General features: G+C 65.6%; 12 protein-coding genes and 1 pseudogene. 4 read left to right on the top strand and 9 right to left on the bottom strand.

All coding sequences use genetic code 11. The features are described from left to right. Positions 1–38: 38 nt before the first annotated feature. Positions 39–1,277, bottom strand: coding sequence for an efflux RND transporter periplasmic adaptor subunit (locus QX121_RS28555; RefSeq protein ID WP_315779123.1), 1,239 nt, complete (start codon positions 1,275–1,277; stop codon positions 39–41). A 189-nt stretch (positions 1,278–1,466) separates the two neighbouring features. On the opposite strand from QX121_RS28555, the gene QX121_RS28550 reads away from it, so the two are divergent. Further along, positions 1,467–2,081: a TetR/AcrR family transcriptional regulator gene (locus QX121_RS28550; protein ID WP_315779122.1), complete on the top strand. Its 615-nt coding sequence runs from the start codon at positions 1,467–1,469 to the stop codon at positions 2,079–2,081. A gap of 119 nt (positions 2,082–2,200) precedes the next feature. Next, the gene (locus QX121_RS28545; RefSeq protein WP_315813632.1) at positions 2,201–3,676 is read left to right on the top strand and encodes a M81 family metallopeptidase; all 1,476 of its coding nucleotides are present in this window, start codon (positions 2,201–2,203) and stop codon (positions 3,674–3,676) included. Between the two features lie 257 nt (positions 3,677–3,933). Here QX121_RS28545 and QX121_RS28540 read toward each other — a convergent pair whose 3' ends face one another. After that, positions 3,934–5,559: an MFS transporter gene (locus QX121_RS28540; protein ID WP_315813631.1), complete on the bottom strand. Its 1,626-nt coding sequence runs from the start codon at positions 5,557–5,559 to the stop codon at positions 3,934–3,936. Beyond that, positions 5,546–6,679, bottom strand: a complete 1,134-nt coding sequence (locus QX121_RS28535) for an HlyD family secretion protein (protein ID WP_315736506.1) — start codon at positions 6,677–6,679, stop codon at positions 5,546–5,548. The genes QX121_RS28540 and QX121_RS28535 overlap by 14 nt, the downstream gene beginning before the upstream one ends. Positions 6,680–7,264: 585 nt before the next feature. Between QX121_RS28535 and QX121_RS28530 the strand changes: the two are divergent. Continuing rightward, a pseudogene (locus QX121_RS28530) lies at positions 7,265–7,545 on the top strand (NAD-dependent epimerase/dehydratase family protein); the annotation flags it as partial. Between the two features lie 83 nt (positions 7,546–7,628). Here QX121_RS28530 and QX121_RS28525 read toward each other — a convergent pair. Beyond that, positions 7,629–7,886, bottom strand: a complete 258-nt coding sequence (locus tag QX121_RS28525; protein ID WP_315779118.1) for a hypothetical protein — start codon at positions 7,884–7,886, stop codon at positions 7,629–7,631. A 250-nt stretch (positions 7,887–8,136) separates the two neighbouring features. Continuing rightward, positions 8,137–9,411 (bottom strand): sensor histidine kinase, encoded by a 1,275-nt coding sequence (locus QX121_RS28520; protein WP_315813630.1) that lies wholly within the window; start codon positions 9,409–9,411, stop codon positions 8,137–8,139. A gap of 487 nt (positions 9,412–9,898) precedes the next feature. Between QX121_RS28520 and QX121_RS28515 the strand changes: the two genes are divergently transcribed. Beyond that, on the top strand, positions 9,899–10,162 hold the full coding sequence (locus QX121_RS28515) for a helix-turn-helix domain-containing protein (protein WP_315813629.1): 264 nt from the start codon (positions 9,899–9,901) through the stop codon (positions 10,160–10,162). Positions 10,163–10,230: 68 nt separating this feature from the next. On the opposite strand, the gene QX121_RS28510 is transcribed toward QX121_RS28515, so the two are convergent. The 4 genes from QX121_RS28510 to QX121_RS28495 form a co-directional block, all read right to left on the bottom strand. Further along, positions 10,231–10,980 carry a Crp/Fnr family transcriptional regulator gene (locus QX121_RS28510; protein ID WP_315736510.1) on the bottom strand — a complete coding sequence of 250 codons (750 nt, stop codon included), beginning with the start codon at positions 10,978–10,980 and terminating at the stop codon, positions 10,231–10,233. A 211-nt stretch (positions 10,981–11,191) separates the two neighbouring features. Beyond that, a complete protein-coding gene (gene trpS / locus QX121_RS28505; RefSeq protein ID WP_315736511.1) occupies positions 11,192–12,211 on the bottom strand; it encodes a tryptophan--tRNA ligase in 1,020 nt (339 codons plus the stop codon). A gap of 256 nt (positions 12,212–12,467) precedes the next feature. After that, a complete protein-coding gene (locus QX121_RS28500) occupies positions 12,468–13,631 on the bottom strand; it encodes an ABC transporter substrate-binding protein (RefSeq protein WP_315813628.1) in 1,164 nt (387 codons plus the stop codon). An 856-nt stretch (positions 13,632–14,487) separates the two neighbouring features. Further along, on the bottom strand, positions 14,488–15,105 hold the full coding sequence (locus tag QX121_RS28495; protein WP_315813627.1) for a TetR/AcrR family transcriptional regulator: 618 nt from the start codon (positions 15,103–15,105) through the stop codon (positions 14,488–14,490). Between the last annotated feature and the right edge of the window lie 19 nt (positions 15,106–15,124).

The raw sequence follows: 15,124 nt of genomic DNA, 5'->3' as shown, positions 1-15,124 counted from the left end.
AGTTGTGGTGGTCGCGGATAGCCGGGCCTCAATGACGATCAGCGCTGCGCCAGTTGCTTGTTGTCTGACGCCGCCCCATCGCGTGCGCCCATCGCGGCCACCTGCGTCTTCAACAACGCACCCGGCCGCACCCGCTGCAGGCCGTTGACGACGACGCGCTCGCCGGGCTTGAGACCGGCGGAGATGATGCGCAGGCCGTCGACGCTGCCGCCGAGGCTGACCGGGCGATAGACAGCGCGCTCGTCGTCACCGACCACCATCACGAATTTTTTGTCCTGGTCGGTGCCGATGGCGCGCTCGTCGAGCAGCACCAGCGATTGCTGCTGCGGCTGGCCCATGCGCACGCGCGCGAACTGGCCGGGGATCAGCCGGCCGTCCTCGTTCTTGAACACGGCGCGGACGCGGATCGTGCCGCTCTGCCCGTTGACTTGATTGTCGATCAACTGGATGTGGCCGGATGCCGCGATGCCGCCCGAGGTCGTCATCTCGACCGGGATGCGGTCGAGATTGCCGCGCTTGCCCGAGCCATCGGCGATCGCCGACAATGCGCGCAACACCAGCTCTTCGGTGGCGTCGAAGCTCGCATAGATCGGATTGACGGACACCAGCGAAGTCAGCACCGGCGAGGCCGAGCCGGCGGCGACGAGGTTGCCGACGGTGACCTCGATCCGGCCGACCCGGCCGTCGACTGGCGCCCGCACCTGTGTGTAGTCGAGGTTGAGTTTGGCCGTCTGCAAGGTCGCCTCGGCGGCCTTGACGTTGGCGATCGCCTCGCGATTGCCGTTGTCGCGCTGGTCGTAATCGCGCTTGGTCACGATCGAATTGCCGACCAGCTGCGCGCCGCGCTCCAGTTCGTTGGCAGCGAAAGCGGCGCGGGCGCGCGCCGCTTCCAGCTGCGCCTGCGCCCGGTCGACCTCGGCTGCGTAGGGCGCCGGGTCGATCTTGAAGAGGACGTCGCCAGCCTTGACCAGCGAGCCCTCGGTGAAATTGGTGCCGAGAATGGCACCGGCCACCCGCGGCCGGATCTCGACCCGCTCGACAGCTTCGAGCCGGCCGGAGAACTCGTCCCACAGGCTCGCCTTTCGCGGCTCGACCACGGCAACCGTAACGGCGACGGCCTGTTCGGGGGCCGCAGCGCGGGCTGCATTCGGCGCGGAACTGAAGTTGAAATAATGGGAGCCGGCATAGGATCCGGCGGCAATCAGCAGGCCAGCGGCGGCGACGGTGCTCAGCCACCGCTTCAGGCGGCCGGAGGAACGAATTTCGGGCGAAGGCATTGGCGCGCTCCAGTTTTGTAGTGCTCGCTACAAATGTGGCGCTGGCAACCGGTTCGCAAGAGACTTATGTAACGGATACTACGAAAATAGTAGCCCGACTTTCGGCGACTGCGCCAGATCAAAGAAATCGCGTTCAATAACAACTAGATAAGAATCGGACGGGGCGGAGACGGAACAGGAGTTTTGCACATGGGCATCGGACGGCCCCGGACTTTCGATCGCGACACCGCGCTGGACCAGGCGATGGAGGTGTTCTGGCGCCATGGCTATGAGGGCGCCACCATCGCCCAGCTCACCGACGCCATGGGCATCAACCCGCCCAGCCTCTACGCCGCGTTCGGCAGCAAGGAGGCCCTGCTCAGGGCCGCGCTCGACCGCTACACGGCGCGACGGGAGGCCTGGATGGACGAGGTGCTGAGTGCGCCGACCGCCCGCGAGGTCACCGCGCGGATGCTGATGGGCGTCGCCGAGAAACAGACCGATCCCTCCAATCCGCCCGGCTGCCTGCTGGTGCAGGGCGGTCTCGCCTGCGGCTCCGGCTCGGCCAATGTGCCGTTCGAGCTCGCGGCCCGCCGTGCGCAGACCGAGGAACAGCTCCGGCAGCGTTTCGATCGCGCAAAGGGCGAAGGCGATCTGGCTGCCACCGCCGACCCTGCGGCGCTCGCCCGCTATGTCTCGGCCGTCATCACCGGCATGAGCGTGATGGCGTCGTCAGGCGCCGACCGCGAGGCGCTGACGCAGGTCGCGCTGGTCGCGATCAAGGCGATCGAGGATCAGTCGGTCGCGGTTGAGAGCGCGGTCTGACGCCGCTCATGCGCTGGGCGACGGGGCGCTCTTCATTCCTGCCGGCTTGTGCTGATGGACGCGATGCGGTCCCCTGCGCCGCATCCTCGTCCCTCGCGCGAACCAAGAGCCTCCCCTCCATGCGTGTCTTCTCCGCCGCCCTTGCCACCGAGACCAACACCTTCGCGCCGATGCCCACGGGGCTCGCGACCTTCCATGAGCGCGCCTACTTCCCGGCCGGCCAGCATCCGGACAAGATGCAGATGCATGGCGGGCCGCTATGGGCTGCGCGCCAGGTCGGGCCGTCCAAGGGCTGGACGCTGATCGAAGGGCTGGTGGCTGCGGCCGTGCCCAACGGGCTGGTCACCCGCGCCGCGTTCGAGACCCTGCGTGACCAGATTCTTGCCGACCTCAAAGCCGCGCTGCCGGTCGACATGGCGTTGATCGGCCTGCACGGCGCGATGATCGCCGACGGCTACGATGATTGCGAGGGTGAGCTGCTCGCGCGCATCCGCGAGATCGTCGGGCCCGATGTGGTCATCGGTGCGACGCTCGACCCCCACGTTCACATGAGCGAGCTGATGGTCAGAAGCGCCGATCTGCTGATCTGCTGGAAGGAATATCCGCACACCGACATCCTCGAGCGCGCGCAGGATCTGGTGAAGCATTGCACCGAGATCGCCGAGAAGCGGCTGAAGCTGCAGAAGGCCCTGGTCGACACCGACATGATCGTCACCCTGCACACCACGCGCGAGCCGGTGCGCAGCTTCGTCGACCGCATCACCGCGCTCGAAGGCAAGGACGGCATCGTCTCGGTCTCGATCGTGCACGGCTTCGGCTGGGGCGACACGCCTGACATGGGCACCAAGGTGCTGGTCTACAGCGATGCCGCCGTCGATCCGGATGGTGTCAGGGCGAAGGCGCTGGCACGCCGCCTTGCGGACGAACTGATCGGCATGCGCGAGGCGGTGACCGAGCGTATGCCCGCCGTCGATGCCGCGCTTGACCAGGCATTGGCGACAGACGGCACCATCGTGCTCGGCGATGCCAGCGACAATCCCGGCGGCGGTGCGCCCGGCGATTCCACGTTCATCCTGCGCCGGCTGCTCGACCGCAACATCGGCAATGCCTGCCTCGGTCCACTCTGGGATCCGATCGCGGTGCGCATCGCCTTCGATGCCGGCGTTGGCGCCAAGCTGCCGCTGCGGATCGGCGGCAAGATCGGTCCGCTGTCGGGTGATCCGGTCGATGCGACCTGGGAGATCAAGGCGCTGAAGGAGAACATGGTGATGACGGGCCTTGCCGGCACGCCCGCCAAGCTCGGCGATTGCGCGTTGATCGTGAGCAATGGCGTCGAGGTCGTGATCACGACGTTCCGTTGCCAGGCGTTCGGCACCGACTTCTTCACGCAGCTCGGCTGCGATCCTGCCACGCGCAAGCTCGTCGTGGTGAAATCCGCCCAGCATTTCCGCGCGGCATTTGCGCCGCTCGCGGCCGACATCATCATGGTCGATGCGCCCGGTGTGGTCGCGCGCGACGTGACGACGTTGCCCTACAGGAAGATCAAGCGTCCGAAATGGCCGCTCGATGAGTTGCTGCAACCATCGCGTGCATGATGTCCCAGAATGCGACGCTCACCGTGCCGCTGTTAAGGTTCGGAACGCGGCTGGAACGAACCGCGTCCGAATCGCTTGCGAATCACGGTTTGAAATCTGTTCACGGCTAGATGTCGTAGCTCTCAAAGACGGCGCGCAACATGCAGCGCCAGCGATTCTGATCGCGCGGCTCGGCTTGCGCCAGAAGGTTAAAGGCGCAGAGGCGCGCCGGCGTTGTTGGAGAGGAAGCTATGACCCGAATGCGGGGGCGGGCCCGTTCACGTCGTCGACGATCCGAACCGTCGCATCCACGCCGCCCTCAGACCGATCGGTATCGGCGCGAATGGCCCCGGCGGCGCGCGCGTGATCAGGGCGACCAGCAGGAGCGCGGCGATCGCGAGCCAGAAGCACAGCCAGAACGCGTCGAGATAAGCGAGCACGTTGGCCTCGCGCTGCACCTGCGCGGCCAAGGTCCCGACGGCGCGGGCCTTGGCCTGGCCTGCGCCATGCGCGGCGAAATAGCCGGTCAACCGTTGCAATGCGCGTGCGACGTCGAGATCGCCGCTCCGGATGTTGAGGCCGAGATAGGCCGAATGCACCTGCTCGCGCACCCGCAGCCACGTGCCCATCAGGGCGACGCCGATTTCGGCGCCGCCGAGCCGCATCACCTGGATATAGGCCGCAAAGGACGTCGCGCGGGCCGGATCGGAATTCGACAGCGCGAGGATGATGATCGGAAGCAAGGTCAGGGCCTGTCCGATCGACTGCAGCACGACGATGACGATGAAATCCTCGCGCGCCCAGGCATGGGTGATCTGGGTGCCGAGCAGATTGGCCGCCGCGAAGGCACTGAGACCGAGCACGACGACGATGCGAGGATCGAGATGGCGAAGCAGGACGATCGACAGCGGCACCAGCACGACCATCGGCAGCGCGCCGTAGATCAAGAGCAACGAGCCGCTCTGCTCCGGCCGCAACTGCGTGATGGTGACGAGGAAGTTCGGCACCAGCGACGCATTCGAGAGGCTGGTCAGCGTGTAGAGCAGGATCACCACCAGCGACAGCCCGATGTTGCGCGAGAACAGCACGTTGAAATGCGCCCATGGCTGCGGGGCGAGCGCCTCGTTGACGAGGAACAGGACGAACAGCGCGGCGCCGCCGCACAGCAGCGCCATCACCGTGCCCGATTGCAGCCAGTCGAGCCGGTTGCCCTGGTCGAGACCGGCATAGATCATCGCCACGGCGCTGCCGAGCAACAGCATCCCGCCCCAGTCGGCGTTCTCGAGCAGCGCGCGGTTGACGGGCTCGGCCGGGGTGCCGAGATAGACCATCAGCGCCATCAGCGGCGCCAGCACGACGCCCTGCCAGTACAGCCACTGCCAGCCGAGATGCTCGACATAGAAGCCGACCAGCGAGGTCGAGGTATCCAGCGCGAAGCCGACCCGGATCGCATAGATCGAGATGGCCGGTAGCCACCAGCGGATCGGCAGGTTGCGGAAGATGATCATCAAGGTGGCCGGCACGAAGGTGCCGAGCAGCATGCCGTGCAGGATCGCGAGCGCGATCAAGGTCGGATAGTCGCGCACGAACGGAATGATCAGGGACAGCACCGCATAGATGAGGCTGGGAATACCCAGCACACGGCGCAGACCGAACACCGTCGCGAGCCACGCCACGGCCGGCGCGATCACGATCTGCGAGCCGATCGCCGCGGTGGACAGCCAGGCGCCCTCGTCAAAACCGAGCGAGAACGCGCCGCGCAGATCGGGCAGGCCGACCGAGGTCAGCCGGCTGTCGAAATTCGCCAGGAACGAGCCGAGCAGGACGGCGCCGACGGCAAACAGCGGATGCGCCGCCTGGCCGCCGCGCGACAGCGGTCCGCGCTCGGTCTCACTTGGTGCCATCGGCCTGGCCGGCGGTGCGGATGTGGGTCACGACCGACATCCCCGGCAGCAGCCGCGCGAGCAGCGGCTGGTCGCCGTCGAGGGCGATGCGGACCGGAATGCGCTGTACGACCTTGGTGAAATTGCCGGTGGCATTGTCGGGCGGCAGCAGCGCGAATTGCGAGCCGGAGGCCGGCGCGATCCGCTCGACGCGGCCGTGCAGGCTTTCGCCGGGGAACGAGTCCACGGTGACCTCGACCGGCTGGCCGGGCGCGACATGGGTGAGCTGCGTTTCCTTGTAGTTGGCGATGACGAAAACATGCGGTAGCGGCACCACCGCGATCAGGCTGCTGCCGATATTGACGTAGTCGCCGACCTGCACCTGGCGCTGTCCGACGACGCCGTCGAATGGCGCGGTGATCCTGGTGTAGCCGAGCTTGAGCCGCGCCGCGGCGAGCGCGGCCTTGGCGCCGGCGAGATCGGCGCCGCGCTGCTTCTTGGTGCCGGTGAGCACCTCGAGCTGATGACGCTGCGCGGCGATCACCGCGCGGCTCGCGCGCACGTCGGCCTGCGCCTTGGCATAGGCGGCGGTGGCTTGTTCCAGCCGCTGTTTGGTACCCGCTTCGCTCTGCGACAGCGACTGCTGGCGCTCTTCCTCCTGCCTGGCCTGCACCTCGGCCGCGCCGGCCGAGACCTGCTGCGCTTCGGCCTGCGCGATGGTTGCGTATTGCAGCTCGACCTGATTGCTGAGGTTGTCGAGCGCCGCCTGTGCCGCCTCGACATTGGCCTCGGCCTGCGACACCTGTGCCTCGTAGTCGGCCGGATCGATCTGGACCAGCAGGTCGCCGGCCTTGACCTGCTGGAAATCGCTGACCGCGACCTTCGTCACCTCGCCGGCCACGCGGCTCGAGAGCTGCGTCAGGTCGGCGCGCACATAGGCGTCGTTGGTCGACTGGGTCGTTGCGTTGCCGGTCCAGGCGTTCCAGCGCGTGGTCGCGAGCGCCACGAAGGCGAGCGCTGCGATCACCGCAAGCAGCGGAATGCCGAGACGCGCCGAGAGCCCGGGCGCCGCGGCGGACGAGGGCGGTGGCGTCGCTGCAGCGCGCGCCGCCGCGTCGACGTTGCTCGGTGTTTCACTCAAGGGACGTCTCCCGCATCGGCCGACGCTGATCAGTCCGACGACTCGTACCCCATTCTGCGCCGCGTGCCACCTGGACTCTGGATTGTGAGCCATGCACCCGGGGGCATGGACATCTGCGCGCCGAACGGACCGGCGTGCCGGGCGGGCGCACAGGCACGGCCTGCACCTGGAGCCGCGCCGACCTCGCAGCGCCGTGATCGCGCCAACGACATCAGCGCTGGACTCGCTGCCACGGCCAGCCTGCGCATGATGTCCCAGAATGCGACGTCGTGCGCGCTCACGTTAACGTTCAGAACGTGGCTTGAACGAACCGCGTCCGAATCAGCGGCGCGGCCCGGTACGAGGTCTGTTCACGGCTAGATGTCGTGCTGTCATCGCGTGACATCAGCTATTCGGCGTCACTTGACCGCAATTTGGACGACCGGCTGGGTGCGAGAGCGTTAAGAGCACGGAGCGGCCTGCCGCCAAGCGGTTGTCGGTGACGCCGGCCGGCGCGCGCTGCCCGGTTGCAGCGGTCGCCTCGCTGGGTCACATTTCGCATCCGCGACTCGATCCAGCCGTTTGCTGATCAGGAGGCCTTCATGCATGGATCACAAGGGAGCGATCCTGGTTGCCGGCGGCGCCGGCTACATCGGGGCTCATTGCTGCAAGGCTGTCGCCGAGGCCGGCTACGCGCCGGTCTGCTACGACAATCTGTCCACCGGCCATCGCCGCACTTCAACGCCGGCGGTGCCGACGCGTCAGGCCTGATCGGTGAGCTGCGCGATCCCGAGACGCACCTCATCCCGCGGGCGCTCACGGCGATCCTCGGCTATGTGCCGGACTTCGCGATTTTCGGCACCGACTATGACGGCACGATCATCCGCTCGGCCTGGACCTGGCACCAGACCGCGCACCCGCGGATCGCGTGAGGCCGATGCCGCGTGCCTTGAGCTCGTCGGGGAAGCTGTTACGCCGCGGCCGGCGGCGTGTGCGCGAACTGGTCCACGAAGCTCATCTCCGCGCGCTCGTCATCGACCGACCAGCAGCCGATCTCGGAAGCGCCCCGGAAGAAGTGGACGCTGTGCACCGGTGAGCGGACATCGTCGCCGCGAATGATCTGGAGCAGGGTCCGCGCCACGCGGCGGTGATCGCCGGGGAGCCTGAGGTCGAAGAATGCGTCGCCATAGCCCGGCAGGATGGTGCCGGTCGAATCGCGAACTTCCATGCGCAACTGTGCCATGCTCGCATTGAACGCCAGCAACGGTTTCCGCCCGGTAAATGCCGCCGGGCTCGCGCATGTTCGGATTTGCGGTGTGGTCTCACCATGAAGCGTGTAGCGCGCTCGTCGCCACCAGCGGCACGTGGACGAGGAGCATTGACAAAGAGCTGCCGTTCGAGAAAGCGGCCGGCCTTGTCAGCGGCGCATCGAGGATCACGTCATCGGCCGTGCTGGCGAATGATGATCGCCCAAGGGATCACCGGGTCTTCTCCAGCACCGGTCGCTCTGCGGTGACGAGTGCTGCCGCGGGTGCAATCCCTTCATTGCGGGGGATCATCGGCAGTTCGACCAGGACACGCGTGCCGGTTGACTGGTTGGCGCTGACGGAGAGGCGGCCGCGGAGCTGCTCGACCATCCCCTTGATCATCCGGAACCCCAGGCTCGCGCGCGGTTGATCGATGTCGAAACCGGCCGGCAGACCGACACCATGATCGGACACGCTGAGGTGTAGCCAGCCGTCGATGTCACGGGCGGAGATGTCGATCGTCCCGTCCCGGCCGGGGTAGGCATGTTTCACGGCGTTGCTGACCAGCTCATTGATCAGCAGGCCGAGAGGAACGGCATGATCGGCCGAAAGCCGTATCGGGTCGGAGTCGCTGCGCAGCACATTCGTTCCCGCGACGCGTTGCAGCCGGCTGCAGAAGTCATTGAGGAAGACGTCGACGTCGATCAAGCCGATCTGCGAGGCCCGCGAGAGATGATCATGAACCTGGGCAATGGCCGCCACGCGCGATCCTGCGTCTTCGAGGGCGCGCTTGGCTTCAGCCGAATGCGACCCGAACGACTGGACGCGGAGCATGGCCACGACGGATGCGAGGCTGTTCTTGACGCGGTGGCCCATTTCGCGCGTCAGCATGGCTTGATGGTCCAAGGCTTCCCGGAGCCGCGTCTCCTCATGCAGGCGCTCGATTGCAATCCCGACGATGTCGGCGAATGCAGTGAGGAAGGCAACGTCTGCCTCGTCGAAGCGGCGGGGGGCCGGACTGTCGACCTGGAGCACGCCGAAATAGCCGCCGCCTTGTCCGCCGCGATCGATCCGGACGCTGATCGACGTCTTGATGCCGCGGTCTACTGGAAGAAGTCCCGGTGTCTCGAAGCGACCATCAGGGGGGCCGCGACTGGTGATGATGGCTTGACCTGTCTGGAAGGCGCGGCCAGCAGGCGAGGCGCTGTCCACGACGAACGATGATTGCTCGACCGGGCTCGGCCATCCGTAACCCGCGCGGACCAGCAGTCTCTTGCCATCCGCCACGAATTCCATCGCCATCGTGAACGGTGCATTGAGGCCCTTGGCGCAGAGCGCGGTGGCGCGCTGAAGAACGCTGTTGATATCGCGGGTCTGCAATGCAGCACGACTGAATTCGGCGAGCACAGATTGTTGGATGAGCCTGTAGCTGCGTATGTCATTCCGGACGCCTGCCCGCTCGAGAAAGATCGGAAAAGCGGTATCTTGGCTCTGATGTCTCAACACGCGAATTCTCCAAAACAGGACGCACTCCGACTACAAATTCCCCGCTGCTCTCTTCCTTACAATTTGATATTATGAGACTATTGTGTTGCCGTTCCCGGTCGGAGTCTGAGCAAAAGCGAACATGGGTCCAGTTTGCCGCAGCGCAATTCGTCGGGAGCCGAATCGAGGAGAATGGCTCCCCGGCGCGGGCAGTAGCACCTGACGCTCGCTGTGCCCCCCGCGCGCTCATCCAGAGGACCTTCCACGGAGAGCGGGCACTGATGCCGTGGCGAGAGGCGTGCTCATGCCAGCCTTTCAGTGGGCGGGGCAGCACCCTCATCATCGGAGACCGCCCTATGCGAGCCAGGCGGCAGGCCGGGTTGGCGCGTCGGCCAGCTCCGCTCATTCGGCGGCAATTCTTTCCGCTCGGTGGTGTGGCCCACCGACAGCGAGTCGTGGGGCGTGTGACAGATGGATCCCGAAGAGCGCATCTGCCGATGCGCTGCTGATGATGCACGACCGGGCCGAAGGGGCGGTGCTTCCGTACACGCATGAATTCCTGTCGCAGATCCTCGGCGCCAATCGCAAGTCGGTGACGCTTGCCGCGCAATCCATGCAGGCGGCCGGCCTGATCAGCTATCGTCGCGGCACCATTCAGGTGCTCGACCGGCCCGGACTCGAGAAAGCCTCGTGCGAATGTTACGCCATCGTCAAGCAGCGGTTCGATGCATTTCTCCAGCCGCCCACGACGGCGGTGCGCAGCCAGCATTGATTTGATGGTGGCGTGGATCGAGCAGGGCCAGCTCGATCTCGAGATGCACGGTCACTCGAGATGCACGGTCATAGGCTCTTGAGGGGCGCCTTGCCTTCAACCGACTTCACGCCTGCGATATGCGGCTGATCGTGCAGAACCACGTTCAGCAGGGAGTTGTGGATCACGAGATGGCCGTTGTAGTCGATGAAGCCCAGCTTGCGGAACTTGTTCATGAAGTGACTGACCCGCGAGCGGGTGGTGCCGATCATGTCGGCCAGCATCTCCTGGCTGACCTTCGCGATGACCCGCTGCGGCTTGCCGTCATTGCCGAAATTGGCCAGCAGCAGTAGCGCCCGCGCAAGGCGCTTCTCGCTCGAATTGAACAACTGATCGATGAGATCGGCCTCGACGCGGATCGTGCGGGCGAGGATGTGCGAAACGAACACCTCGGAGAACGCCGGCTGCTCGCGCAGGGTGCTGATCGCGGCCGATTTGGTGATCCGCAGGATTTCGCTGTCCGTGATGGCCGACGCCGCCGACAGCCGATGAGACTGGCCGGCCAGGCACCCCTCGCCGAAAAAATCGTCCTGACCGAGCAGCGCGATGACCGCCTCCTTGCCCTGCTCGGAATGGACGACGATCTTGACCGTGCCCGTGATGATATAGAACAGCACATCGGCGAGGCCGCCCTGGGAAAAGATCTGCTGGTCCTTTCGGTATTTCCCGATCGTCCGGCCTGGGCCTTCGGTCTTCAGGAACACCGCCGGATCGAAAGCCTGCTTCTTTGGCTGCGGCTTTGCGGCCGTCGGCGGCTTTACGATGGGTCGCTTCGCCATGTGTTCTCCGGGTGAAACGCGAGTGCTGAATACTTCGAAACCGGATCTCGGCATCACAGTTGGGCAGGCGCGAACGCAGCATAGCGCCTTTCGCGGCCGCTTGACAGCGCAGCGCCTATTTCGACGGGACACGCGCAGCCGTTTCGTGTTCCAGTGACGCAGCGGAGCGGGAATTAGTTAATTCATGTTATCAGACATTAGCATCGCACCGCTAATGCAGCGCAAACAGACCCAGCGCCTCGCGTACGTCGCGCAAGGTCGCATCGGTGACGGTGCGCGCCAGTTCGGTGCCGTGCCTGACGATCTCGAGAACATGGTCGGGATCACGCGCAAACGCTGCCCGCCGGTCGCGGATCGGCGCGACCACGGCCTGCAGCACGTCATCAAGTCGCTGCTTCACGACGCTGTCTCCGAGGCCGCCGCGGACGTAGCGCGCCTTCAGGTCCGCGACCGCCGCGTGATCGTCGTCGAACGCGTCGAGATAGGTAAAAACGACATTGCCTTCGACACGCCCCGGATCGGCGGCCCTGACGTGGCCGGGATCGGTGAACATGCGGCGGACGGCATCGCGAATCTGGTCCGCGGTGGCGGAGAGTGGAATCGTGTTGCCCTGTGATTTGCTCATCTTGGCCTTGCCGTCCACGCCAGGCAGGCGTCCGACGCTCGGGATCAGCGCGCGTGCCTCGGGGAGCACCTCCGTGCCCGCTTGGCGGTTGATGCGGCGGACGATCTCGTTGGTCTGCTCGATCAGCGGCGCCTGGTCCTCGCCGACCGGCACGATGGTCGCCCTGAAGGCGGTGATGTCCGCGGCCTGCGCGACGGGATAGCACAGGAAGCCGGCCGGTATATCGCGGCCGAAGCCGCGTGTCTGGATCTCGTCCTTGATGGTCGGGTTGCGCTCGAGCCGCGCCACCGTGACGAAGTTCATGTAGAGCAGCGTGAGATCGGCCAGCGCCGGCAGGTGCGATTGCAGGCAGATGGTCGTCATCTCCGGGTCGATGCCGACGGCGAGATAGTCGGTCGCGATCTCCAGGATGTTCCGGCTCACCTTGCCCGGATCGTGGGCGTTGTCCGTCAGCGCCTGGGCATCGGCCAGCAGCAGGAATTGCCGATGCGTCGATTGCAGCGCGACGCGGTTCTGCAGCGAGCCGACATAGTGGCCGAGGTGCAGGGGGCCGGTGGTCCTGTCGCCGGTCAGGATGACGGGACGTTCTGGCATTGAGAGAGGCATCGTGGTTCTCCAGAAGTGAGAACCGCCGCTCGATCGAGCTCTTCGATGCTGTTGATGACAAGAACCGCGTCGCAGGCCGATGAACGGCGGCGACGGGCGAATGAATGACGAGGCCGTGCCGCTCCTAGATGGAGCGCCACCACGTGTTCGCGTGCAAGGTCTCAGTCTTGATCATGCGATCGATATGGCCGAAAGCGCCGATGAAAGCAACCCGCTCATGCACGCTGCACGGAGCGGCGAGCCCAGGCCATTCAGCCTATTCGAGATCTATTGCGTGATACTGGCCGGTCTTGTCGAGCTGCGTGCCCCAGACCTTGTGCAGCGCCTGGTGGTCGGACGGGCCGAAGCTCACCCTTGATCCAACGCCCAGCTCGTAATTCCGCATCGATTCGAGGACATCGACCAGCGACTCGGTGTCGACAGCGGGACCGGCGCGACGCAGTCCTTCGATCAGGATGTTGGCGGTGAGATAGGCTTCCAGGGACGAGTAGTCCGCCGGCTCTCCCGGGAAATATCTGTCGAGCGCCTTCTTGTAGTTCAGGGTAACGGACGCGTAGCCGTCGACCGCCGGCGTGACCTGGGTGCAGATGACGCCGTCCGCATAGCGCGGGCCGAGCACCATCAGCTCACTGGCGAGGCCGGTGCTGCCGACACCCGAAATCGTCGCGTAGATCATGTCCGGATACAGGTCGCGGGTCTTCTCGATGAACTTGGCCGCGGCGCGAAAGGTGGCGACCAGCACCACCGCCTTGATCGCATGCTTCTGCCGGCGCAGTTGCGCGATGGCCTCGTCGACATTGACGGTGTTGCGGCTGTAGCTCATGCGGAAGGCGTCGCCCACGCCGCCGCGCAGCCCGTGCATCGCCTTGCTGACACCCTCCCACCCCGCGTCGCCGTAGGCATCCTGCTGGGTGAGAACTCCGATCTCCTGCGGACGCAGCTTGCGGCTCTTGACGAGATAGTTCACGAGCGCATGGGCTTCCTCGGCGTAGCCGGCACGGTAGTTGAAGACGTAGCGATCCGGCGGATCGTGGCGGAGCGAAGGAGCGCCGGTGAAGGCGCCGAAATAGAGCGCATGATGCTCGAGCGCGTACGGCACCGAGATCAGGGCCGTCGGACTGCCGTAGTTCTCGACGAAGCCGAACACCCTGTGCTGCTCGTAGAGTTCCTTCATCGCGTTCAGCGTCCGCGTCGGCTCATAGGCATCATCGGCCGTGTAGAGCTTGAGCTGCCGGCCATGCACGCCGCCTTCCTCGTTGGCCTGCGCGAAGGCGAGGTCGATGCCGAGCTTGAGCTGATGGCCCATCTCCCTGGCCGGACCAGAGAACGGCGCCGCCATTCCGAAGCTGATTTCGGTATCCGTCACGCCCTGGACCGGGGGCCGCGCGCTGGTCGGCTGCGCCGACGCGGCATTGGCCATCCGTGTATCGAACTTCGGCGCGCGGTCCTCCTCCCTCAGCGGCAGGCTCTGATCCGGCGTGACGACGGGGACGGCGCTCGCAATCGCTCCAGTTGGGAGAGCATCTTGGACCGGTGCAACGGTCTGCGCGGCTCGGGCCGGCGATGACGGCACCGTTGCCGTGGCTGCAACCTCCGCACGGCCGTTGGCGGAGAGCCCAGCACTCCACCGCGTCGGAAGTTTCGTCGCTGCAAAGCCGGCCACGCCTGCGGCGACAGCCACGAGCCCCATCATGCTCAACGCGCCGAGGAGACGCCGTTCCCGTGGCGGCCGAGGAACCTCCTGCACGCCATAACGGGACGCGAATTCAGCAGGGGTAGGCCGATCGTGCTCGTCGCGCCACGGTTGTTCATACAGCGGACGCCGGCCGTCGTCGTAGCCGGACGGGAATGGCGGATCGCGGTCGTCATTGGGCGCACGCAGATGTCTCACGATTTTCCCCTTGGCTCGCGCGTCATGGACTCGTTGGAGTTTTTTCTGGATCGCGCGGCATACGCTGCAGGTTCTGCCGGCCGGATGAGCGTGGCCATGCGCCGAGATCTGCACATGTCACACGAACTAACACTCGTCGTCGAGCGTCGGTGGAACGGCAGTTCCAGACATGTTGTCTGGAACAAGTCCGAACGTCGGCATGATACTGCGAAGCAATGGGGCGGTTGTTTGTTCTCGCCGTCAATTCCGGCTGAACAAGGCGGGAGCCGCGCCGCCGGGGCAGCAACTAGCTATCGCAGCAGGCAGGAGAGAAGTGCCGTGAAGCAGCCGTACTTGTTGTTGGCATCAGCATCCGATGACGCTGCGCGCGACGCCGAGCTCCGCGTCACCGGCCGGCCGTCTCCTCCGCCACCAGTCCCGTCACCATCGCCTTCACCATGGTCGCGATCTGCGCGCGCAAGGCCGCGAGCGGCACAGCGATCAGCTTCTGCTCCAAGCCGAGCGCGACCATGCCGTGGACCGCCGAGAACAGGCTGCGCGCGGTGACGCTGATGTCGTCGAACGAGCGCTGCGGAAACAACGCCGCCAGCGGCTGGTGGATGTGACGGAACAGGTGCATCTGGTCGGCGATGGCCCAGTCGGGCAACGGCTTCTCGGGCGCCATGCGATGCTCGAACAGCGCGCGCCAGAGCTCGAGATTGTGGGCGGCGAAGTCGCAATAGGCGATCGCGATGCGCACCAGCGCAGCCTCTGGGCCCGGCGGCCCGGCGCTTTCGGCCGCCGACAATTCCGCGTCGAGCCGCGCCAGGGTGCGTGATCCAACCATCAGCACCAGCTCGTCGACATCGGCGACGAGATTGTAGACCGCGCCATTGGCGACGCCGATCTCCTGGGCGAGATCGCGCGTCTTCAGACCGACGAGACCCCGCGTGCGGATCATCCGCTCGGCGGCCTCGATCAGGGCTTCGCGCTGTTTTGCACGTCTTTCCAGTGTCTTGGACATTGTTAACCAAAATATTGAG

Origin of the sequence: Bradyrhizobium sp. SZCCHNR2028, from assembly GCF_032380995.1 — a bacterium.
Lineage (GTDB): Bacteria > Pseudomonadota > Alphaproteobacteria > Rhizobiales > Xanthobacteraceae > Bradyrhizobium.
This window is presented reverse-complemented; position numbering and strand designations above follow the sequence as displayed.

What these genes read in the sequence shown, in the direction of transcription:
- QX121_RS28500 (WP_315813628.1), bottom strand. Translation starts at nt 13,631, where the DNA reads ATGGCCAATGCCGCGTCGGCGCAGCCGACCAGCGCGCGGCCCCCGGTC.
- QX121_RS28510 (WP_315736510.1), bottom strand. Translation starts at nt 10,980, where the DNA reads ATGGCGAAGCGACCCATCGTAAAGCCGCCGACGGCCGCAAAGCCGCAG.
- QX121_RS28550 (WP_315779122.1), top strand. Translation starts at nt 1,467, where the DNA reads ATGGGCATCGGACGGCCCCGGACTTTCGATCGCGACACCGCGCTGGAC.
- QX121_RS28540 (WP_315813631.1), bottom strand. Translation starts at nt 5,559, where the DNA reads ATGGCACCAAGTGAGACCGAGCGCGGACCGCTGTCGCGCGGCGGCCAG.
- QX121_RS28525 (WP_315779118.1), bottom strand. Translation starts at nt 7,886, where the DNA reads ATGGAAGTTCGCGATTCGACCGGCACCATCCTGCCGGGCTATGGCGAC.
- QX121_RS28495 (WP_315813627.1), bottom strand. Translation starts at nt 15,105, where the DNA reads ATGTCCAAGACACTGGAAAGACGTGCAAAACAGCGCGAAGCCCTGATC.
- QX121_RS28545 (WP_315813632.1), top strand. Translation starts at nt 2,201, where the DNA reads ATGCGTGTCTTCTCCGCCGCCCTTGCCACCGAGACCAACACCTTCGCG.
- QX121_RS28555 (WP_315779123.1), bottom strand. Translation starts at nt 1,277, where the DNA reads ATGCCTTCGCCCGAAATTCGTTCCTCCGGCCGCCTGAAGCGGTGGCTG.
- QX121_RS28515 (WP_315813629.1), top strand. Translation starts at nt 9,899, where the DNA reads ATGATGCACGACCGGGCCGAAGGGGCGGTGCTTCCGTACACGCATGAA.
- trpS (WP_315736511.1), bottom strand. Translation starts at nt 12,211, where the DNA reads ATGCCTCTCTCAATGCCAGAACGTCCCGTCATCCTGACCGGCGACAGG.